Raw genomic sequence first — 20,404 nt, forward strand, 5'->3', positions numbered from 1 at the left:
GCATGAGAACTTTCACCAGGATCCTCACCGCGACGACCGCCGCGATGGCACTGAGCGGAACGGTGCTGGCCACCGCGACGCCCGCCTCGGCAGCCGGCCGCGACGGCGTCTGCGACAGCGGCGAGTTCTGCTACTACTTCAACAGCAACAACCAGGGCTCGGTCTCCGACTTCACCGGATCGGTCTCCGACTACGACACCACGCAGCCCACCTGCTACGACTTCAAGGGCCCCGGCGAGGGCAAGGGCAAGTGCATCAAGAACGCCGCCGCCTCCGTCTGGAACCGCAGCAGCAAGAAGGTCCGCGTCTACTTCAACACCGGCAATACCGGCACTTATCAGGACTTCGCCGCCGGCGCCAAGGGCAACCTGAACGCCAGCCTCAAGAACCAGAACGCCTCGCACGAGTTCAACCCGTCGTCAACAGCGCGCACCAACATGTCGTTCGCGCTGTACGCGTCCTCCGGCGGCGGGATCACCTGCGGCTTCGACGGTTACACCTCCACCTCCGGCCGGCATGAGGGCATCGACATCGCCCGCGGCATCGGCGCGGATGTTCACAACCTGGTGGCGGGCACGATCACCAATGTCCAGTTCGGATCCACCGGCCGGGCTGGACTGTCCACGATCGCCGTCTACAACGCCGCGGCGAACAAGACGGTGATCTACCTGCACTCCGCTCCGCGGTCCTCCCTGCGTGTGGGCCAGTCGGTCAGCCGCGGCCAGATCATCGCCGACGAGTCGTGGCACGGGGTTTCGAGCAGCTCGTCCGCGCACACCCACGTCGAGATGCGCCCCGGACGGCAGACGCGGGCGTCCAAGAGCGTCGGCGACCCGACCCTGGAGAACCCGAACCCGACCTCGTTCTGGAACTCCCAGGGCTACAACGTCCGATAACGACCCGCGACCCGCTGACATGAGAGGAAGACACCTGTGCCTTCACGAACTGTACGGCTGATCTCGGGGCTCACCACCGCGGTGGCACTCGGCGGAACCATGCTGACCACCGCGACGCCCGCCTCGGCGGCCAGCCGCGACGGAGTCTGCGACAGCGGCGAGTTCTGCTACTACTTCAACAGCAACAACCAGGGATCGGTCTCCGACTTCACCACTTCGATCCCCGACTACTCCACCACGCAGCCCAGCTGCTACGACTTCAAGGGCCCCGGCGCGGGCAAGGGCAAGTGCATCAAGAACGCCGCCGCCTCCGCCTGGAACCGCAGCAGCAAGAAGGTCCGCGTCTACTTCAACACCGGCCTCACCGGCTCCTACCAGGACTTCGCCCCAGGCGCCAAGGCCAACCTCAACTCCACTCTCAAGAACCAGAACGCCTCCCACGAGTTCCTGGGTAGCTCCCTACCGCCGACCCAATGCAAGACCGACGGCACGGACAGCAAGCTGCCCACGACGATCCTCGTGTACCGCGAGTCCCTCAATCGCGTGGAGCGGGTGGACTTCAAGACCTACGTCAAGAACGTCCTGCCCAACGAGTGGGTGACGAGCTGGCCGAGCGAGTCCCTCAAGGCCGGCGCGATGGCCGTGAAGAACTTCGGCTGGTACTGGGCGCTGCACTCCGCCAGCAAGACGCCGAGCGGCCAGTGCTTCGACGTCTATGACCACACCTCGAGCCAGGTGTACAAGCCCGGCTCCGCGAAGGCGGTGACGAACGCCGCGGTGGACGCGACCTGGGGCACCCGGCTGACTCGCAGCGGGAAGATCTTCCGGGCCCAGTACTGCTCGACGACGACGGCGTGCGGTAACTGGGTCAACGGCGACTGGATGTCGCAGTACGGCTCCCGCGACAAGGCCAGAGCGGGCTGGAGCTACTCCAGGATCCTCAAGAACTACTACACCGGGATCGTCATCGGCTCCTGACCCCTCCGAAGACCATAGTTCCCCGCCGTATCCTGCGCGGCGGGGAACTATGGCGCGTCGACGATGATCTGGAAGTTGACCGGCCGGCTTCCGGGGAAAAGGACCGTTCCCGAGGCGTCCACCATCTTGAATCGCACGTAGCACAGGCCCGGCTTGCTCGGCGTGGTGACGACGGTCTGGATGTCGACCAGCTCGCCGGGTTGCGTGTCCTTGATCGGCACGTGGGAAATGGTCTGGCACTGATCGGCCTGCTGCGTGACGTCAAGGCGACGCAGCGAATAGCCCTTCCACGGCACGGTCCCGGAGTTCTTGAGTCGCCATGTCTTGGTCACGGTCTTACCGGTGCCGACGCGCGAGCAGTCGGGGAGCGTGACGTCCTCGATGAACGTCACCGCGTCCCCCTTGTGCAGCGGCGCGGCCAAGGGCGGGCTGGTCGAACGCACCGGGCAATCGGCTGGGGACAGCGCGGCCATCGCCGAGGTGCCGGACAGGGCCGGGCCGGGTTGTACGTCGGGCGTGGCGCCGCGATTGATGGTGGCCACGATGACGGCCACCGACCCCACGGTGACGACCGCCGCCGCGAACGCGGCCGGGCGGATCCACCGTGATCGCCCTTGTCCCTCCGGCGTATGGACCTCGCCCACGATCTCGCCGGTCGACCATCCGTTGGCGAGCCGCACGGTATGGGGTTCCGCGGCTTCGCCGGGCAGATGATCCACTGAGGTGTCCGTGCGAATCGAAAGCTCCCCGGCGCTCCCCGATCTGACCGCCAGGTTCGCTCGCTCCCAGCGCTCGCGGTACGCGGCCGGGTCCGCGCCGCACACCTTGAGGAACTCGACGGTGGTCTCCCAGCTCGGGAGCCGGTTACCCTTCGTAGCCTCGTGCAGCGTTGTGTGAGAAATCGCCCCTGACCGACCGGACATTTCCCGAAAAGACGGGTTGCCGACCGAGGTGCGCAGTTCCCGCAGGGTCACCGCGAAGTCCTCGATCGCCTCCGTCCGTACCCGCGTGTCGTCCACCGTGTGAAGCTAACAGCACCCATGGTGTTCATCAACCGAAACGGACAATCCCAGTGAGACGGTGCTTGAGAAGGCAACCGATAACCCGAGAACCATTCGCACCATTCATCGTTCCGCTCGAATACGGTGCGCAGCATGGTCGCCACCCAAGGTGGCGGGCCCACCGTCCGGCGCGAAGGCCGGACTCGCCACGCCATCGCCGTACCCGTCGGACGAAGCGACCGTCAATGGCCCCGTCAGACGCTGAGAATGTATGAACCGACTTTCCCGTCTTTCCGAGAATCCGAGTCAATGAAGCCATAACCCGTGTGTTCACCCCCGAGGGCATGGTTCGTGGGCGATCTAGGCAACCCCTGAACTGGCACGAGTGAGATCCAAGTGACGACAGACGGACACTCTGTAATCCTTCGATTTACATATTCGGACACCGCAAAGCCGCGCCGACTTGACATCTGCTGTAACCACACAGTCGACAATCGGCAATTTCTCATCCGGCGGGGTAATCCCTCAAGTCAACCGGCCCGCCCATCAAGTCAGCGAGCACGGAGAGTCACTGCCGGCTACGATCTCCAGAGCGTCCGCGCCATCAGCGGACCCGCGGTAGGTACTCCTCCACAGGCGGATAGCCGTCCTCCAGCCAAGCGCACATCCGCCAGTTGGCCGCCCACAGCCGCTCCCGATCCGACGTGAACAGCGCGTAGGTCTCGGCGAAGAACTCCTTGGTCGACGTCCGCCCGTACGGCGTGCACGACTGGTATCCGACCTGTGCGGCATAGGCGGCGAACCGCGCCAACAGCAGCCCGGGCGCCGCCAACCCCGCGATATACGTATGCCGCAGCAGCAGCACCGTAGTCACCTTGACGACATCGCGCTGCCCCTCAGGAAGCAACGCGTCCAGCGTCCGGGCGGCGGCCAGCGTGGGGTCCGCCTGCGCGACGGCCGCCGCCTGCGCCTTGGCGAAGGTCGCTATGACATCCCTGACGTTGGGGGGTACGGTCTCCCGGAGTGCCGCCCAGGTCTCGTTCGCGACGGGGACGAAGTCGTCGTTCGCGTCGGTGTAGGCCCCGTAGGCGGTGGTCCAGGTGTTGAAGGCTTGGATGAGCCGATTGTCGGCGTTCGCCAAGGAGGCGCGCAGCCGCTGGTCGAGCAGGTCGTACGCCTGCCGCGGCTTGTCCCTGAGCCGAGCCAGCGACAGTGAGGCCTGCTCGTGGGGGCACATGGTGACCACATGGCCGATCTCGTGCAACAGGGTCCAGTCGCCGCCCGGCCCGCAGTCGCCCGGCGGGCCGGACGCCGCGCGAGTCATGTCGTCGAAGGCGAGGTCGAAGTAATGGACGTGCGGCGTCGGTTCGACAGGCTTCGGACCGATCAGGTCCAGACCACCCGTGCTCACATGGGCCTCACCGCCGTGCCGGCCGGCCGCTATGGGATCCACGGGCATGTCGCGGATCAGTGAGGTGCCCTTGAGCGCCTCGAGGTCGCCGGCCGGAATGCGCTCGAACGCCGACGCGACCTGGCCGAGCTCGGCCAGGCTCCACGCCTTCGCCGGACGATTGTCGGCAGGCAGCCGGTCGCCCACGCCGCCGAGCGCGAACCGCCTCTGCAGCGCGTCCTTGCCCTCCTTGATCGAAACCGGCCGTGGGTACCACGCCGGTAGCGGCCGGTCCACCACGTCGCCCAGCCGTTCGGCACGCACCACGCGGTTGTCATCGGTGATCAGCTCGTAGCGGGCGGATCCGTTCGGGAGGGGGATCGTCAGCGGCCAGACGGTTCCCGGCAGTTCGAGCGGCTGACCGTCGGGCCGGGTGAGGCGGGTGGTGACACGCATGATCATGTACTGGACGGCATCGCGTTCGTGCACGGGCACGAAGGTGAGGTTGGTGGTGTACTTGGCATCGCGGATCGCGGCGCCGGTGTCCCCGAAGTCCCGGGGCAGCGGTTCCGCTGGGGGGACGAGCCTGAGCATGGTCGGTGCCGGACCGTTACCGTCGCCGAGCAGCAGGTTCACCACTCGGCGCAGCAGGAGGAGGAAGGACTCGTTCTGCTGCAGGTCCTGGCGGGTGAGCGCGCGTAACCGTACGACGCCGTCGGTGCCGGGGCGTACCGTGACGGCGCAGCGGCGCAGGCCGGCCAGGATGCGGTCACGGACCCGCAGGTCAGTGGCCTTCAGCTCGGCCCACTTCTGCTCCAGCAGGCGCAGGTACGCGCCGAAGACGCCCTCCCAGACATCCCCCAGGGCCGCACCGTCCTCGGCGGCCAGAGCCACCCCGGCCAGCTGAGCCGAAGTGACCGGACAGGCCTCCGGCCACTTGGCCAGGAAGACGGCGAAGCCGACGGCGTCCTTGTCCTGCTCGTAGGCAGCGCGCCCGGCGGCGAGGAGCTTGATGACGTCCGTGAGGCGGATTGTCCGCGTCGGGCGATCGATGAGACGACCGTCCGTTTCGTTAAACGACGTCCTGATCTCGTCAAGTTTGATGAGTACCTTGCGCGTGGGCGTCACCGCTGCATCCATGGACGGCTCCCTCCATTGGAACGCTCCCTTGAACGGTAACCGGGGAGATTCCCGATTCCCTACGCTGTGTCCGCTGAATGACAGACCGCGTCAGAGGAGCCCACGTTCTATGGCCACCACGACCGCCGCCGCCCTGGTCTCGACGCCGAGCTTGGCGAAGACGTGCTTGAGGTGCGTCTTGACCGTGGTCTCGCTGATCAGCAGGGTTCTCGCGATCTCCTTGTTGGCCGCGCCCCGTGCCACCAGGCGCAGCACCTCCAGCTCGCGCGGGCTCGGCGCCTGCGTCGCGGGCCCGCGGATGAGCGCGGAGGCGATCGACGGCGCCAGGACCGCGCCGCCCGCGGCGGCCGTACGGACCGCCCGGTGCAGTTCCTCGCGCGGCGCGTCCTTCAGCAGGTAGCCCGCCACCCCGGCGGCCATGGCCCGGGTCACGTCGGCGTCGGTGTCGTACGTGGTCAGCACGATCACCTTGATCTCCGGGTGGTCCACGCGCAATCGCTCGATCGCGCCCACGCCGTCCAGGCTGGGCATGCGCAGGTCCATGAGGATGACGTGCGGCCGTGCCTGCCTGGCCATGGCCAGCGCTTCGTACCCGTCGCCCGCCTCGGCCACCACCTCGATGTCGTCCACGTGGTCGAACATGCCGCGCAGCCCGTCGCGGACCACCGGATGGTCATCCACGATCATCAGCTTGAGGGGATACGCAGGCACAGTGCCGTCCCCTCTCCCGGCGCCGTCTCCACCGTCAGCGTTCCGCCCACGCCGCGGGCGCGCTCGCGCATGGCTGCCAGCCCGTAACCGGAGCCGCGCGCGGCCGGGTCGAAGCCCCTACCGTCATCGAACACGTCCAGCATCACCTCGTCGTCCATGTACGTCAGCGTGATCGCCACCCGGCCCGCCCGCGCGTGCTTGGCCGCGTTGGACAGCCCCTCCTGCGCCGCGCGCAGCAGCGTGGCGCCCACCTCGCCGGGCAGTGGCCGGGGCGGGCCCTCCACCGTCACGGTGGCGCTCACCCCGGACGTACGTGACCACCGCTCGGCGACCTGCGCCAGGGCGGCGTCGAGGCGCGCGTCCTGTAGGGGGCCCGGCCGGAGCGCGTCCACCGAGCGGCGGGCCTCTTGGAGGTTGTCGCGGGCCAGCTCCTTGGCCAGCGCGATCCTCCTGCGTACGGCGGGCAGGTCGGGTATGCCCGGTTCGGGCATGGCCTGCTCGGCCGCCTCAAGCTGGGTGATGATCCCGCTCAGCCCTTGGGCGATGGTGTCGTGAATCTCTCTGGCCAGTCTGGCCCGCTCCTCCAGCACGCCGAGCGTCTTGGTCTGCTCGCTCTGGCGCAAGACGTAGGTCAAGAACATGCCGATCGCCACCACCAGGCCGCAACTCCCGGCGAGCCGCCACAGGACGTCGGGGTCGTCCAGGTAGCCCCTGGCCGCGAACGTGCACAGGATCGTCGCCACGGCTCCCGCGTACGACCAGGGGATGGGCAGCATCACGTACGGCTGGGGCATCAGCCCGAAGATCACCACATCGAAGGAGCGGTCGGTGAGCACCAGCGCGACGTAGAGAGCGCAGAGCACGGCCAGGTGGAGCGCCATGGGGCGGAGCCGGCCGAGCAGGTGCGGCCGGCGGACGACGAAGAACCAGTGCCAACCGGCCAGCGACGCGAGCACCACCAGAGTCACGGGGGCCGGGCTCTTGTTCTCGCCGATCGACAGGATCAGCCCCAGCGCCAGGCAGGCGTAGAACAACAGGTGGAAGGCGCGCACCCAGCGCGCCTCCCAAACGTTCACGCCGTCACTCCCATCGGAACAGCGCCGCGGCCACCGCCGTACCCGCCACGATTATCCCGGCAAGGATCATCATCGGGAAGAGTACGGTGGCGCCGGTCCAGGCGGCGTTCAGCAGGTCCACGCCCGGGGTCAGCGGCAGGAAGTCGCCGATCACGCGGAGCGAGTCGGGCAGGGCCTTGCGGGGCACGGCCGCGCCGGCCAGGAAGACCATCGGGAACATGACCATCATGCCGATCAGGCTCGCGCCCCTGGTGTTGCGGACGATCGCGGCGATCACGAAGCCGAGCGCGCAGACCGTCACCGAGCACAGCACGAAGGCGACGGCCAGCAGGGGTACGTTCGTGGGCGGCTTCGCGCCGAACCCCACGATCGCGGCCACCACCAGCAGCGCCGAGCCGACCAGAGCCGCGGCGACCTGCGCCACCAGCTGGGCGCCGAGCAGCAGGACCGGGGAGATCGGCGTGGTCGCCAGCCGCTTGAGCACCTTGCGCTCGCGGTAGGCGGCCACGATGCCGGGCATGGCGCCCATGCCGCCGATGGCCGCGATCATCGCCATGTAGCCGGGAACCGCGCCGCTGTCACCGCGCTTGAGCACCAGGAGCATCAGCGGAAAGGCCATCATGAAGAACACCGAGGCGGGATCGCGCAGCAGCAGCCTCAGTTCGGTCGTGGTGAGCGCGGTGAACGCCTTCATTGGTCCGCTCCTTCCAGGGCGAAGTACGCCTCTTCCAGGCTGGAGGTGCCGGTCCGGGCGATGATCTCGGCCGGGGTGCCCATGGCCCGGATCCGGCCGCGGGCGAAGACGGCCAGGCGGTCGCACAGGGCCTCGGTCTCGTCGAAGTAGTGGCTCACCAGCACCACGGTGGTGCCGGATGTCTTCAGCTCCCGCACCAGCCGCCAGGTCTCCCGGCGGGCAATGGGGTCCAGGCCGGTGGTCAGCTCGTCCAGCACGACCACCTCGGGGTCGCCGACCAGGGCCAGGGCGAGCATCAACCGCTGCTTCTGCCCGCCGGACAGGTCGCCGTACGCCTTGCGCGCCAAGGGGGTCAGTCCCCAGCGCTCCATGACCACCCGCCAGTCGGCGGGCTGGTGGTAGAAGGAGGCGAAGGCGTGCAGCGCCTCGGCTACCTTGATCCGCTCTGGCAGTGCGCTCTCCTGAAGCTGGGCGCCGATGCGCTGGGCCAGGGCCCGGCGCCGGCGCGCGGGGTCCTCGCCCAGGACGCGCACGCTGCCTCCATCGGCGCGCCGCAGCCCGAGGAGGCATTCGACAGTGGTGGTCTTGCCCGCCCCGTTGTGGCCGGCGATGCCGAAGGTCTCCCCGGCGTGGACCGTGAACGTGACGCCGTCCACGGCGGTGGTGTCCCCGTACGTCTTGCGCAGGTCTGTCACCTCGATGGCTTCCATGCCTCAAGACTCCCGTCGGGGCGGGTCGCGCAACATCGCCCATCACGCCGCCCCGGCATCCTCCATCCGGGTGATGCGCGTCGGTTCCTGAGCGGCGCGTTTCACCCGCTCTCGCGCTATGAAGGGATATGTGGAATCTGCCCACTACTGGCGTTACCACGGGCTCGGTGGCCTGGATCTGATGCGCGCGCAGTTCGTCCAGCACCGGTTCGCCCGGCACAGCCACGAGACGTACGCGATGGGAACGCTGGAGGCCGGTCAGGAGGAGATCCGGTTCTCCGACGGCGTGCAGTACGCGGGGACGGACGAGGTCGTGGTGATCGAACCGGGCGTCGTCCACACGGGCGGGCCCCACACGACCGACGGATGGACGTACCGGGTGCTGTATCCGAGCGTCGAGCAGGTGCGGGAGGTCGCCGACGAGATCGGCGTGCCCGGCGGGACCCCGTCGTTCGAGCGGCGGGTGATCACCGACCCGCGAATGGCCCGGCGAGTGGCGGCCGCCCATCGCCTGGCGGAGTCCGGCGCGTCACTGGCCGCGGACTCCCAGCTCCACACGCTGCTGACCCTCATGCTCCGCGCGTACGGCACGCGCCGACCGCAGCGCCAGGCCCGCCGGACCGGCAGGAGGAGCATGTCCCAGGTACGGGATCTGCTGCACGCGACGATGCCGGACCCGCCGGGCCTGACCGAACTGGCGGCGGTGGCAGAGGTCACTCCGTACGCCCTGTTGCGTTCCTTCCGGCGCGCGTACGGCATGCCGCCGCACGCGTACGTGACCCAGTTGCGCGTCGCGAAGGCTCGCGAGCTGCTGCGGCAGGGCATGCCGCCGGCGCAGGCGGCCGTCACGGTGGGGTTCTGCGACCAGTCGCACCTCTCGCGGCACTTCCGGCGCCTCGTCGGAGTGCCGCCGCGCGCCTACCAGCGTGGGGTGCAATAACGTCCAATCCTTCGCGTACGCCGCGTATCTACCGTGCCCGCATGACGACCGACGAACGCGCTCTCCCCCTCGAACTCGACCCCTCCGCCATTCAGCGCCTGGGCCGGCACGCGGTGGATTTCCTGGCCGACTGGGTCCGCGACCTGGACTCGGCGCCCGCGAGCGACTACCGGCAGGCCGGACAACTGGTCACCACGTTGCGGCGCCCGCCCGGCGAAGGCCCCGGCGACTTCGCCGCCCTCCTGGAGCTCTTCCGCCAAGCCGCCGGGCAAGGCGTGGACACGGCCGGTCCGGGCTATCTCGCGTACTTCCCGGCGGGCGGGCTGGTCACAGCGGCGCTGGCCGAACTGCTGGCCCAGACCGTCAACCGCTTCACCGGCGTGGCCCAGGTGGCGCCCGCGCTGGTCGCCATGGAGCACGGGGTGCTGACCTGGTTCTGCGACCGGTTCGGACTGCCGGAGGGCTCGGGCGGGCTGGTCACGACGGGCGCGTCGGTGGCAACACTCTCGGCGCTGCTCGCCGCCCGCCACGCCCACGGAGACGGGGGAGGCGACGGCGGAGGCGACGGCGACGGCATGTTGTACGTGACCGAGCACACGCACTACTGCGTCGCCAAGGCCGCCCGCATCGCCGGCCTGCCCGCCGAGCGGATCCGGACCGTGCCCGCCACCGCGGACCTGCGCATGGACGTCTCGTCGGCGGCCACGATGATCGCCGCCGACCGCGCCGCAGGGCTGCGTCCGTTCTTGCTGGTCGGCACCGCGGGAACCACCAGCTCCGGCACCATCGACCCGCTTGTGGAGCTGGGCGAACTGGCTCGCGGCGAGGGGCTGTGGTTCCACGTGGACGCCGCCTACGGTGGCGGGTTCCAGCTCACCGAGCGGGGCCGGGACCGGCTCGCCGGGATCGAGGCGGCCGACTCGATCGCGCTGGATCCGCACAAGAGCCTGTTCTTGCCGTACGGCACGGGCCTGCTCCTGGTGCGCGACCCCGCCGTACTGCATGCCGCCCACGCGGCCGACGCCCGGTATCTGCAGGACCTCAGCCCGGTGGACGACCTGCCCGACTTCGGCCACCTCGGGGTGGAGCTGACCCGGGAGTTCCGGGGGCTGCGACTGTGGCTGCCCCTGCATTTGCACGGCGTACGGGCCTTCGAACGGGAGCTGGACGAAAAGCTCGACCTCGCCGCCTATGTCCACCGCCAGCTCGCCGGGGACCCACGCTTCGAGGTGCCGTGGCAACCGGACCTGACAGTGGTGCTCTTCCGGCTGCGCGGAACGGACGAGGACAACAGGCGGCTCCTGGCCGAGATCAATTCCAGTCGGCGCGTGTATCTGAGCAGTACGGCCATCGACGGCAGGTTCTTCCTGCGCCTGTGCGTGCTCAGCTTCCGCACCCACGCGGACCGCGTCGAGGAGGCACTGGGAATCATCCGATCAGCGTGCTGATCTAAGGCGACACCTCCGAATCGATATGACTTGAAGGGCATATGACTCCGATGGCATAGTGGAGTATGTGGACATTGACTGGCCAGCCTAATTCGGTGCGTGGCTTGACCGGCTCGAAGCAGAAGCCCGCGCCGACGACCAGCGGTCGCGGCTGCTCCTGGTGTTCACCGCCCGCGCCCTGGATCAGCGTCGGAATATGACTGGACCACTCACCCCGGATGCGGAAACGGCCACACTGCGGTGGGTTCGCCAGTCACGCCGTCATCAGCTGTGGCGGTGTCGCACGCCTACCATCCGGAGGTGGCGGTGCGATTGATCTGCTGGTTTCCACCGAACACCGGGAAGGTCGTCGTGGCCTTGTTCGCCGGGGACAAGGCCAAGCTGGGCGATCTGGTCTACGACAGCGTGGCCGCACGCGCGGACGGGCTGATCGATCAGTGGAAACGGGAGACAGCGTTTGAGGAGAAGCCATGACCGAGCCTGACAACACCTTCGTCCGCGGCAACGAACACCTGGACCGACTGCTCGCCGATCCCGAACTCGCCGCTGACGTGGCCCAGGCGCACGAGGCGGCCGAGGAAATGGACCGCGCCTATGCCATGAACCTAGCGATGATCCGCAAAGCCGGACAGATGACCCAGGTCGAAGTGGCCAAGAGACTCGGTGTGGGACAGGCTGTGGTGTCCCGGCTGGAGAATCGCAGCGACATGCTGCTGTCCACTCTGTTCGACTACCTCACGGCAACAGGAGCCGAAGGCGCCAGCATCGTCGTGACCGTCCACGGACGCCGCATCGAACTGGACCTGGCGCAACTGCGCGCCGCCTCCTCCGACCAGCGATCAGCGTGATCCGTCCGCTCCGCGCCTGAGGTTACGAGCACTGACTGGCTGTCTCCACGGGTCGGTCAGAGCATTCCAAGCAGGTGAACACGTACATCGATCCTGCGTCACCGATCATGATGCCTGCGGGTTCCTGGAGTTCGGAGACCTGGTGGGGGCGCAGCAGGTGCTGTTCTTCCAGTGGTACCCATCTCTTGTCCGACCCCCCATCGTGCTCCCAGCTCGCGATGGTGAGCAGGTGCGACATCTCGTGTCCGCGGTCGCACTCCATCGAGATCGGGTCCTGAATCCAGTCAACCCACCCGCCGACCTTGGTTCCCGGGGCCGTGGACAGGTGGTCCTGGTAGCTCCATTCCTCGGGATTGTGCGAAGAGTCGCTCCATTCGGCGACCTTCTTGTCCAGCTCCCGGCGGGCCACAGCAGAGGACCGCCCATGGAACTATCCGTGATGGCCGGAGCTCCACGGCGCGGGTGCAGCCGGACCGTGGTCTTCACCTGGTCAGCCAGGTCCGGAAAGATCGCCGCCACATCCACTGGCGCAGGCGGGGTCGACAGTCGCACGCCTTCTCACTCCGATCATCAGGAAGTCCGTGGACGCAAACCGTAGAGCAGCGCTCCGACAGAACGGAACGTGTGCTCTCCAGGACTGATCACTGGGCCATGAGGAGGGGCGACCGCACTCGTTCACTCCCCGGTTCGGCTTTCTGCCCGTTCGCCGCACAGTAGCCGGGACCGCCCGTCTGCTGAGCGGCCAAGGGCGTCGAGGTTGGACTGGTCACGGTCCCGGAAGGCCAGGTCAGATACCGTCGGCGGGTTTTGGCGGCGTTACTGGGTGTCGTCACACCCGCGAAGCCCAGAGCCGCTGATAATACGGATTACTTCAGCTATTACCCCTTGACATCCTCTAATGTCCGGTTTCACAATGACCGAACTAATGCGCATTAGCAGGACGATGGGTGATACGCACAGTGACTGGTTCAGGGCGGCGTCTGACGCAGCAGGACATCGCGCGCATGACTGGCGTGAGCCAGACGACGGTGTCACTGGTGCTCAACGGGCGGGCCGACGGCGAGGTGCGGATCTCGCCCGAGACCCGCGACCGAGTACTCCAGGTAATCAGGGAGACCGGATACGTTGCCGATCCGGCGGCGCGCGGGCTGGCCGAGCGGCGCAACCGCATCTACGGCGTGTTCACCTACGAGGCCGTCTTCCCGGCGGAAGGTGCTGATTTCTACCATCCGTTCCTGGTCGGCATCGAGGAGTGTGCCGAGGAGGCGGGCTGTGACCTGCTGCTGTTCACCAGTGCCAAGGTGGAGCAGGGTGAGCGGCGGCGGATCTTCAGTGGGGAGAGCCGGATTCGGCTGGCTGACGGATGCGTTCTGCTCGGCCGGACCATCGACCGGGACGACCTGTCTCGGCTGCTGACCGAGGGCATCCCGTTCGTTTCGGTCGGCCGTCGCGATGACGCCGGTGGGCCGGTGCCGTACGTCGGGGCCGACTACCCGCCCGCGATGCGCGCGCTGGTCGAGCGGGCGGCGGCGCTCGGGCATCGCCGGATGGCCTATGTCGGAGTGGGGGCGGGTGCGGAGTCCTTCGCCGATCGGCTGCGCGGTTTCACCGCAGGTGTGGCCGCGACCGGTGTCGAAGGGTTGCATCTGACCACCGCGGACGAGCTGTTCGACTCCGGTGCGAGCGTGGTGTTCGCCGAGGAGCTGGCCGACGGCGTGGCCATCGTCGAGAGCGCCCGAGCCCGTGGCCTGGACGTGCCGCGCGACCTGTCCATTCTCGCGCTGGGCGCGTCCACCAGGCCGGTGTCGACCGACATCGACTTCGCCGGGTTCCGCATTCCCCGGCGGGAGATGGGGCGCAGGGCCGTCGAGTTGCTTACCGGGGTGCTGGAACGCGGTGGTGTTCCGCAGGAACTGCTGGCGTGCGAGCTGGTCGAGGGATCGACGTTGGCACCCGCACCCCGGACATGACCCTGGCCTCCGGACATGACCCTGGCCCCCGTACCTGACACAGACCGTACTTGAGGAGAGGTAACCCCCCACGTGGTTGAGATATCGGCAGACGCGCTCGTCGTCGGCGGCGGGCTGGGCGGCGTTGCCGCCGCGCTGGCCCTGTTGCGGGCCGGGCGCTCGGTGGTGCTCACCGAGGAGTACGACTGGCTGGGCGGACAGCTCACCAGCCAGGCCGTACCCCCGGACGAGCACACCTGGGTGGAGCGGTTCGGCGTCACGGCGAGCTACCGCGCGCTGCGCGACGGCATCCGGCGTTACTACCGCGACCACTATCCGCTGACCGAGCGGGCGCGGGCGTGGCGGGAGCTGAACCCGGGCGCCGGGCACGTCAGCAAGTTGTGCCACGAGCCGCGGGTCGCCGTCGCGGTCATCGACGAGATGCTGGCCCCCTACCGGGGGTCGGGCAGGTTACGCGTACTGCAGCCGTACCGGCCGGTCGGGGCCGAGGTGGACGGCGACCGCGTCACGGCCGTGCGGCTCGCGCATCGCGACAGCGGCGACGAGATCACGGCGGTGGCGGCGTACGTGCTGGACGCCACCGAGACCGGCGAGCTGCTGCCGCTGGCCGGGGCCGAGTACGTGACCGGGTTCGAGTCGCGCGACGAGACCGGTGAGCCGAGCGCCCCGGCGACGGCCCAGCCGATGAACATGCAGGCCGTGTCCGTGTGCTTCGCGATCGACCACGTTGACGGCGACCACACCGTGGACAGGCCCGCCTCGTACGACTTCTGGCGCGCCTACCAGCCGCCCTTCTGGGGCGACCGGCTGCTGTCGTGGCGCTGCCCGAGCCCGCGGACGCTGGAGATCGTGGAGCGTTCCTTCACCCCGAACCCGGGTGACGACCCCCGCCTGGTGGAGGCCGACCAACGGGTCAATCCGGGCGACGGCAACCTGTGGACGTTCCGCCGGATCGCCGCCCGCGACAACTTCCGGCCCGGCACGTACGACAGCGACATCACGCTGGTCAACTGGCCGATGATCGACTACCTGGAAGGGCCGATCATCGACGTGCCGGACGCCGATCGGCACCTGGCGGCGGCCCGCGAGCTGTCGATGTCGGTGATGTACTGGCTGCAGACCGAGGCCCCCCGCCACGACGGCGGCACCGGCTACCCGGGCCTGCGGCTGCGCGGCGACGTCACCGGCAGCGCCGACGGGCTCGCCCAGGCCCCCTACATCCGGGAGTCCCGGCGCATCCGGGCCCTGACCACCGTCACCGAACAGGACCTGTCCGTGGCGGTACGCGGTGACAAGGGCGCCGCTTCCTATCACGACTCGGTGGGCGTGGGCATGTACCGCATCGACCTGCACCCCTCGACCGGCGGCGACAACTACATCGACGTCGCCTGCTCCCCGTTCGAGATCCCTCTCGGAGCGCTGGTCCCGCAGCGGATGACCAACCTGCTGCCCGCCTCCAAGAACATCGGCACCACCCACATCACCAACGGCGCCTACCGTCTGCACCCGGTGGAGTGGAACGTCGGCGAGGCGGCCGGCGCGCTCGCCGCCTTCTGCCTGGACCAGGCCACCACGCCGCACGCCGTGCGCGCGGACGGGCGGCTCCTGGCCGACTACCAGCACCGGCTCGCCGGCGACGGCGTGGAGCTGCGCTGGCCCGACGTCACCGGTTACTGACGTACAAGGAGAATCCCCCATGAAAGCACCCGGGAAGCTGGCGGCCCTCACGCTGACCGCCCTCCTCACCCTCACCGCCTGCGGCGGCGGTGACGCCGCGCCGGCCGCGAAGGGCCCGCAGCCGCTGCGCATGTCGATCTGGACCTCCAACGAGGCCCACCTGAAGCTGTTCAAGGACATCGCCGCCGAGTACCGCAAGTCCCACCCGCAGGTCGGCGAGATCACCTTCGACCCGATCCCGTTCGAGAACTACACGACCACGCTGACCACGCAGATCGCCGGCGGCAACGCCCCCGACCTGGCGTGGATCCTGGAGAACTCCGCGCCGGACTTCGTCGGCTCCGGCGCCCTCGTCCCGCTCAAGAGCAAGATCGAGAAGGTGGACGAGCTGGTCCCCGCCGCCACCCGGCTGTGGGAGAACGGCGGCGAGCTGTACGCCTACCCGTTCTCCACCTCGCCGTTCGGCATCTTCGTCAACACCGACCTGGTCAAGTCCGCGGGCCAGAAGTCGCCGCGTGAGCTGATCAAGGCGGGCCAGTGGGACTGGGAGCACGCCAACGAGATCAACAAGGCCGTCGCGGCGAAGGGCAAGAACGGTCTGACCATCCTCAACTTCGACTACAAGGCCTGGGACAACCTCGCCACCATCTGGCAGGGCTGGGGCGCCAAGGCGTGGAGCGACGACGGCGCCACCTGCCAGTTCAACTCGCCCGAGATGGTGGAGGCCATGACGTTCGTCCACAAGGCGATCTTCACCGACAAGTCCATGCCGGGGCCGGGCACCGCCGTCGACTTCTTCTCCGGCGACACCACGATGGCCGTGGCCCAGATCTCCCGCGCCGCCATGCTGAAGGACGCGACGTTCAAGTGGGACCTGGTGCCGCTGCCCGCCGGGCCGAAGGGCAAGTACGCGGTCATGGGCCAGGCCGGGATCGGCGTGCTGAAGAAGTCGCCGAGGGCCGAGCAGGCCGCCGACTTCCTCGCCTACTTCACCAACGCCGCCAACTCCGCGAAGCTCGCCGCGTACTTCCCGCCCGCGCGTAGCTCCCTGCTGACCGCCGACACCATGGCCAAGACCAGTCCCATGCTGAACAGCGACCAGCTCCAGGAAGTGGTGATCGACGGCATCGAGAAGGGCGTGGTCAAGCCCAGCCACAAGGGGCAGGCCGAGCTCGCCCAGACCGCCAGGGCCGCGCTCGACCCGCTGTGGAAGCCGGACGCCGACGTCAAGGCGGTGCTGGACGGCGTGTGCGCGAAGATCCAGCCGCTGCTGGGCGGATGACGTGACGGTGACGGATCTGGGCAACCGGGTGGCCGAGCGCGCCGCCACCCGGCGCCGCCCCTTCTGGACGATCCCCCGGCGCGACGCCCTGGTCGGTTACCTGCTGATCTCGCCGCAGCTCGTGGGAAGCGCGCTGTTCGTCCTGCTGCCGCTCGGCCTGGTCGTCTACTACAGCCTCCAGGAGTGGAACGTCCTGGCGGGCACGTTCGAGTTCGTCGGCGGCGACAACTACGCCAAACTGCTCGCCGACCCGAACATGGGGCAGGTGCTGACCAGCACCGCGCTCTTCTCGGTCGGCCTGGTCGTGCTCAACCTCGCCCTCGCCCTGCTCCTGGCCATCCTGCTCGACCAACGGCTGCGCGGCACCACGTTCTTCCGGACGCTGTTCTTCTCGCCGGTGCTGGTGTCGCTGGTCGCCTGGACCATCGTCTGGCAGTTCCTGCTCCAGCAGGACGGCGGCGTCAACGGCGTGCTCGGCCTGGTGGGCGTGGACGGCCCCAACTGGCTGCGCGGCGAGACCACCTCCCTGCTGTCGGTCATCGTCGTCCAGGTCGTCAAGAACGTGGGCCTCAACATGGTCCTGTTCCTGGCCGCGCTCCAAGGCGTGCCACGTCAGCTGTACGAGGCGGCGCAGCTCGACGGCGCCGGCGCCTGGACCCGGTTCGCGCGCATCACGGTGCCCCTGATCAGCCCGACGATCCTGCTCACCTCGATCGTCACCGTGGTCGGGTCGCTGCAGGTGTTCGCCCAGATCGCCGTGCTCACCCAGGGTGGGCCAGGCATGTCCACCACTGTCCTCGTCTACTACCTGTACCAGCAGGCCTTCCAGTTCCGGCACCTCGGCTACGGCGCCGCCCTGTCGGTCCTGCTGTTCCTGATCGTCGCGGCGCTGACGTTGCTGCAGTGGCGGCTGCGCCGGAGGTGGGTCTTCCATGAGTCGTAGGGTCAAGCTCGCGTTGTACGCGCTGCTGTGCGTGTTGTGCGTGCCGTTCGTCTTCCCGACCTGGTGGATGGTCACCTCGTCGGTGAAGCCGATCAGCGACATCTTCGCCTTCCCGCCGGCGCTGGTGCCCTCCAGGTTTGACTTCTCCACCTATGGCCGGGTCTTCGAGCTTCAGCCGTTCGGGCAGCAGTACTTCAACAGCCTCTACATCGCCGCGGTGGTGACCGTCGGCACGATGGCGGTGGCCGCGATGGCCGGCTACGCCTTCGCCCGCGTCCGCTTCCCCGGCCAGAATGTGCTCTTCCTGGTCGTGCTCGTCGGCCTGCTGATCCCCAGCGAGGTGACGATCGTCCCGCTGTTCCAGATGTTCCACACCCTGGGGATGACCGACACGCACTGGCCGCTGATCCTGGTGCCGATCCTGGGCGCGCCCAGCGTGCTGGCGACGTTCATCATGCGGCAGTTCTTCATCACGCTGCCCGGCGAGCTGGAAGAGGCCGCCAGGGTCGACGGGCTCGGCCGCTTCGGCACCTTCTACCGGGTGGCGCTGCCGCTGGCCAGGCCGGCGCTCGGTGCGGTCGCCATCTTCACGTTCCTGCACTCGTGGAACCTCTACCTCGAACCGATCGTGTTCCTGTCGACCCCGTCGAAGTTCACCCTGCCGCAGGCGCTCACCCAGTTCGTCGACGCCTACGGCTCGCCCCTGTGGAACGTACAGCTGTCCGCCGCCACGATGACCGCCCTCCCCATCCTGGTCGTCTTCGTGCTGGCCCAGCGGCAGTTCATCGAAGGGCTCGCGCACACCGGTCTGAAAGGCTGATCATGCTCTCTCGCCGCACCCTCCTCCGCGCCACCGCCTTGCTCCCGGTGGCCGCCACCCCCCTGCTCGTGCCCGGCACCGCGTTCGCGGCGGTCCCCGACCTGCCGCCGCTGTCCACCCTGAATCGCGCGTCGTTCTCCCCCCAGGAGCAGCGCTTCGCGCCGTACCTGGCCACCCTCGCGCCCATGGTCAACGACATGGACGACAGCGGCTTCTTCGCCGGCGGCTGGTGGCGCTCGCCGGCGGCGTCGTACAACGCCCGTGTGCAGGAGCACGTCTTCACGCTGGCCTGGTTCTACGCCAACGCCCGCCCGTGGAACCCGTACGCCGGGGACGCGAACCTGCTGGCCGCGCTCGACGCGGCGCTCGGCCATTACCTGTCGCTTCAGCACTCCGACGGTTCCTTCCCCGAGTACAGCCGCAACGAGCACGGCCTGGCCCCCACCGGGTTCGGCATCGGCTACCTGGCCAAGACCCTGCGGATCCTGCGCGCGGCCAAGGTGCTGCCCGCACGGCAGACCCAGCTCACCGCCGCGTTGCACACGGCCATGACCTGGTTCCTGAATTCCGCGAACCACAGCGTCTGGCAGGAACCCCTCAGCTACGCCAACCAGACCACCTCGGGCCTGGCCGGGGCCGCGCTCGCGCTCAAGCTCGACCCCGACCCCGCGCTGGCCAAAAGCCTGACCGAGGCGTTCCCCCGGCTCGCCGCGACCGGCTTGAGCACCGCCGGCTTCTTCCACGAGAAGGGCGGCCACGACATGAACTACAACTTCGAGGTCATGCTCCCCGAGATGGCCGACGCCTACCAGCAGACCTCAGACCTGAACCTGGTGAACATGGCCCGCGCCTTCACCGGCTTCCTGTCCTACAACCTGCTGCGCGAGCCCGACGGCGCCGGGTACATGGTCAACGTCGCCCCCTCCACCCGCACCAGCGCCCGCTGGTACGACGAGGTCCGGCCCGACCCCGACAGGACCGCGCTCAACTGGACGTTCATCCGCCAGGTGCCGCTGCTGTCGGCCTTCCTGACCGCCCGCGAGGACCTCGCCGAGGCCCGCGCCGCCTGGGCCGCCTCCACCGAGCCGGTGACGCCGCTCGCCAAGCAGGACACCTCACCGCGCATCCTCACTCACGGCCTCTACGGCGAGGGGTTCCCCACCAGACGGCAGCGGGCCGCCGCCATCGCGGACCTGCCCTACCTGCGCTCCGACAACTTCGTGGAGCTGCGCAAGGACCGCGGCCAGGACTTCCTGTACGTCCGCAAGCCCGGCCTGTACCTGGGCGGCTACTTCGGCGACCGCGCCTCCCTCGCCCGCACCGGCCTGACCTTCCTGTGGCATCCCGAAGCCGGCACGATCATCTGCGGGCTCAACGACAACAACTACGCCTGCTGGGCCACCGTCTTCCCCGGCCAGGCGCCCGACTCCAACGGCCCGCTGCCCGCCACCTACTTCCACGGCGCCCCCGGTGGCAAGGAGTGGACCGGCGGCCCGCCCCCCGCCGCCCTGGGCATCCGCTACGGCAACGCGAACGTCACCACGGACGTCCTGGTCACCCGCCGGACGATCCGGCGCACGGTCAAGGCGAACGCCGCCGCCACCGAGCAGATCCCCCTCGTCCTCCGTCCCACGGACGTCCTCACCTTCACCAACGGCACACAGGCCGCGTTCGGCGGCTCGACCACGGCCACCGCCGACGGCTTCGACATCCGCCGGGGCCGCACCACGATCCGTTTCCGCTGGGGCACCCCGATGGAGGCGACCGTCGCGGCCGGTTCCGTGCGCTACTTCCGCGACGGCGCCCGCCGCTTCCACGCCCTCCGCATCCCGCACCAGGGCACGTTCGACCTCACGGTCATCGTGGGCTGACGCTGGATA

At 68.6% G+C, this 20,404-nt stretch carries 18 protein-coding genes; 12 read left to right on the forward strand and 6 right to left on the reverse strand.

Annotated elements, in window-relative coordinates; all coding sequences use genetic code 11:
* Positions 1-2 precede the first annotated feature (2 nt).
* Positions 3-896 (forward strand): peptidase inhibitor family I36 protein, encoded by an 894-nt coding sequence (locus AB0B64_RS48105; protein ID WP_358192941.1) that lies wholly within the window; start codon positions 3-5, stop codon positions 894-896.
* Between the two features lie 36 nt (positions 897-932).
* Positions 933-1,874 (forward strand): SpoIID/LytB domain-containing protein, encoded by a 942-nt coding sequence (locus tag AB0B64_RS48110; protein ID WP_357939502.1) that lies wholly within the window; start codon positions 933-935, stop codon positions 1,872-1,874.
* Between the two features lie 47 nt (positions 1,875-1,921).
* On the opposite strand, the gene AB0B64_RS48115 is transcribed toward AB0B64_RS48110, so the two are convergent.
* The 6 genes from AB0B64_RS48115 to AB0B64_RS48140 all read right to left on the reverse strand — a co-directional run bounded on the left by AB0B64_RS48115 (position 1,922) and on the right by AB0B64_RS48140 (position 8,596).
* Positions 1,922-2,893, reverse strand: a complete 972-nt coding sequence (locus AB0B64_RS48115) for an NBR1-Ig-like domain-containing protein (protein ID WP_358192953.1) — start codon at positions 2,891-2,893, stop codon at positions 1,922-1,924.
* A gap of 586 nt (positions 2,894-3,479) precedes the next feature.
* Positions 3,480-5,405, reverse strand: coding sequence for a hypothetical protein (locus AB0B64_RS48120; RefSeq protein WP_358192959.1), 1,926 nt, complete (start codon positions 5,403-5,405; stop codon positions 3,480-3,482).
* Positions 5,406-5,495: 90 nt separating this feature from the next.
* Positions 5,496-6,092, reverse strand: a complete 597-nt coding sequence (locus AB0B64_RS48125; protein ID WP_358192973.1) for a response regulator transcription factor — start codon at positions 6,090-6,092, stop codon at positions 5,496-5,498.
* A complete protein-coding gene (locus AB0B64_RS48130) occupies positions 6,092-7,192 on the reverse strand; it encodes a sensor histidine kinase (protein WP_358192992.1) in 1,101 nt (366 codons plus the stop codon). Before AB0B64_RS48130 ends, AB0B64_RS48125 begins: the two co-directional genes overlap by 1 nt.
* A gap of 4 nt (positions 7,193-7,196) precedes the next feature.
* Positions 7,197-7,886: an ABC transporter permease gene (locus AB0B64_RS48135; protein WP_357939492.1), complete on the reverse strand. Its 690-nt coding sequence runs from the start codon at positions 7,884-7,886 to the stop codon at positions 7,197-7,199.
* Positions 7,883-8,596: an ABC transporter ATP-binding protein gene (locus AB0B64_RS48140; RefSeq protein WP_358193010.1), complete on the reverse strand. Its 714-nt coding sequence runs from the start codon at positions 8,594-8,596 to the stop codon at positions 7,883-7,885. The genes AB0B64_RS48135 and AB0B64_RS48140 overlap by 4 nt, the downstream gene beginning before the upstream one ends.
* A gap of 130 nt (positions 8,597-8,726) precedes the next feature.
* Here AB0B64_RS48140 and AB0B64_RS48145 point away from each other — a divergent pair, with 130 nt between their 5' ends.
* From AB0B64_RS48145 to AB0B64_RS48190, 10 genes are all read left to right on the forward strand, one after another.
* On the forward strand, positions 8,727-9,536 hold the full coding sequence (locus AB0B64_RS48145; RefSeq protein WP_358193018.1) for an AraC family transcriptional regulator: 810 nt from the start codon (positions 8,727-8,729) through the stop codon (positions 9,534-9,536).
* 41 nt (positions 9,537-9,577) lie between these two features.
* The gene (locus AB0B64_RS48150) at positions 9,578-10,984 is read left to right on the forward strand and encodes a pyridoxal-dependent decarboxylase (protein WP_357939486.1); all 1,407 of its coding nucleotides are present in this window, start codon (positions 9,578-9,580) and stop codon (positions 10,982-10,984) included.
* Between the two features lie 300 nt (positions 10,985-11,284).
* Positions 11,285-11,458 (forward strand): hypothetical protein, encoded by a 174-nt coding sequence (locus AB0B64_RS48155; RefSeq protein ID WP_358193033.1) that lies wholly within the window; start codon positions 11,285-11,287, stop codon positions 11,456-11,458.
* Complete coding sequence (locus AB0B64_RS48160) at positions 11,455-11,832, forward strand: helix-turn-helix domain-containing protein (RefSeq protein ID WP_357939483.1); 378 nt, start codon at positions 11,455-11,457, stop codon at positions 11,830-11,832. The genes AB0B64_RS48155 and AB0B64_RS48160 overlap by 4 nt, the downstream gene beginning before the upstream one ends.
* 959 nt (positions 11,833-12,791) lie before the next feature.
* Positions 12,792-13,802 carry a LacI family DNA-binding transcriptional regulator gene (locus tag AB0B64_RS48165; RefSeq protein WP_358193054.1) on the forward strand — a complete coding sequence of 337 codons (1,011 nt, stop codon included), beginning with the start codon at positions 12,792-12,794 and terminating at the stop codon, positions 13,800-13,802.
* A 72-nt stretch (positions 13,803-13,874) separates the two neighbouring features.
* Positions 13,875-15,479 (forward strand): FAD-dependent oxidoreductase, encoded by a 1,605-nt coding sequence (locus AB0B64_RS48170; protein ID WP_358193065.1) that lies wholly within the window; start codon positions 13,875-13,877, stop codon positions 15,477-15,479.
* Between the two features lie 19 nt (positions 15,480-15,498).
* Positions 15,499-16,761 (forward strand): sugar ABC transporter substrate-binding protein, encoded by a 1,263-nt coding sequence (locus AB0B64_RS48175; RefSeq protein ID WP_358193076.1) that lies wholly within the window; start codon positions 15,499-15,501, stop codon positions 16,759-16,761.
* A gap of 1 nt (position 16,762) precedes the next feature.
* Complete coding sequence (locus AB0B64_RS48180; protein WP_357939475.1) at positions 16,763-17,704, forward strand: sugar ABC transporter permease; 942 nt, start codon at positions 16,763-16,765, stop codon at positions 17,702-17,704.
* Positions 17,694-18,524 carry a carbohydrate ABC transporter permease gene (locus tag AB0B64_RS48185; RefSeq protein WP_357939473.1) on the forward strand — a complete coding sequence of 277 codons (831 nt, stop codon included), beginning with the start codon at positions 17,694-17,696 and terminating at the stop codon, positions 18,522-18,524. The genes AB0B64_RS48180 and AB0B64_RS48185 overlap by 11 nt, the downstream gene beginning before the upstream one ends.
* A gap of 2 nt (positions 18,525-18,526) precedes the next feature.
* Positions 18,527-20,395 (forward strand): hypothetical protein, encoded by a 1,869-nt coding sequence (locus AB0B64_RS48190; RefSeq protein ID WP_357939471.1) that lies wholly within the window; start codon positions 18,527-18,529, stop codon positions 20,393-20,395.
* Positions 20,396-20,404 lie beyond the last annotated feature (9 nt).

The sequence above is a fragment of the Nonomuraea sp. NPDC049129 genome (genome assembly GCF_040648495.1).
Taxonomy (GTDB): Bacteria; Actinomycetota; Actinomycetes; order Streptosporangiales; family Streptosporangiaceae; genus Nonomuraea.

Bases quoted from the DNA above. Each gene is read 5' to 3' on its own strand.
- AB0B64_RS48105 (WP_358192941.1), top strand. From the start codon at position 3: ATGAGAACTTTCACCAGGATCCTCACCGCGACGACCGCCGCGATGGCA.
- AB0B64_RS48120 (WP_358192959.1), bottom strand. From the start codon at position 5,405: ATGGATGCAGCGGTGACGCCCACGCGCAAGGTACTCATCAAACTTGAC.
- AB0B64_RS48125 (WP_358192973.1), bottom strand. From the start codon at position 6,092: ATGATCGTGGATGACCATCCGGTGGTCCGCGACGGGCTGCGCGGCATG.
- AB0B64_RS48135 (WP_357939492.1), bottom strand. From the start codon at position 7,886: ATGAAGGCGTTCACCGCGCTCACCACGACCGAACTGAGGCTGCTGCTG.
- AB0B64_RS48140 (WP_358193010.1), bottom strand. From the start codon at position 8,596: ATGGAAGCCATCGAGGTGACAGACCTGCGCAAGACGTACGGGGACACC.
- AB0B64_RS48150 (WP_357939486.1), top strand. From the start codon at position 9,578: ATGACGACCGACGAACGCGCTCTCCCCCTCGAACTCGACCCCTCCGCC.
- AB0B64_RS48160 (WP_357939483.1), top strand. From the start codon at position 11,455: ATGACCGAGCCTGACAACACCTTCGTCCGCGGCAACGAACACCTGGAC.
- AB0B64_RS48175 (WP_358193076.1), top strand. From the start codon at position 15,499: ATGAAAGCACCCGGGAAGCTGGCGGCCCTCACGCTGACCGCCCTCCTC.
- AB0B64_RS48185 (WP_357939473.1), top strand. From the start codon at position 17,694: ATGAGTCGTAGGGTCAAGCTCGCGTTGTACGCGCTGCTGTGCGTGTTG.
- AB0B64_RS48190 (WP_357939471.1), top strand. From the start codon at position 18,527: ATGCTCTCTCGCCGCACCCTCCTCCGCGCCACCGCCTTGCTCCCGGTG.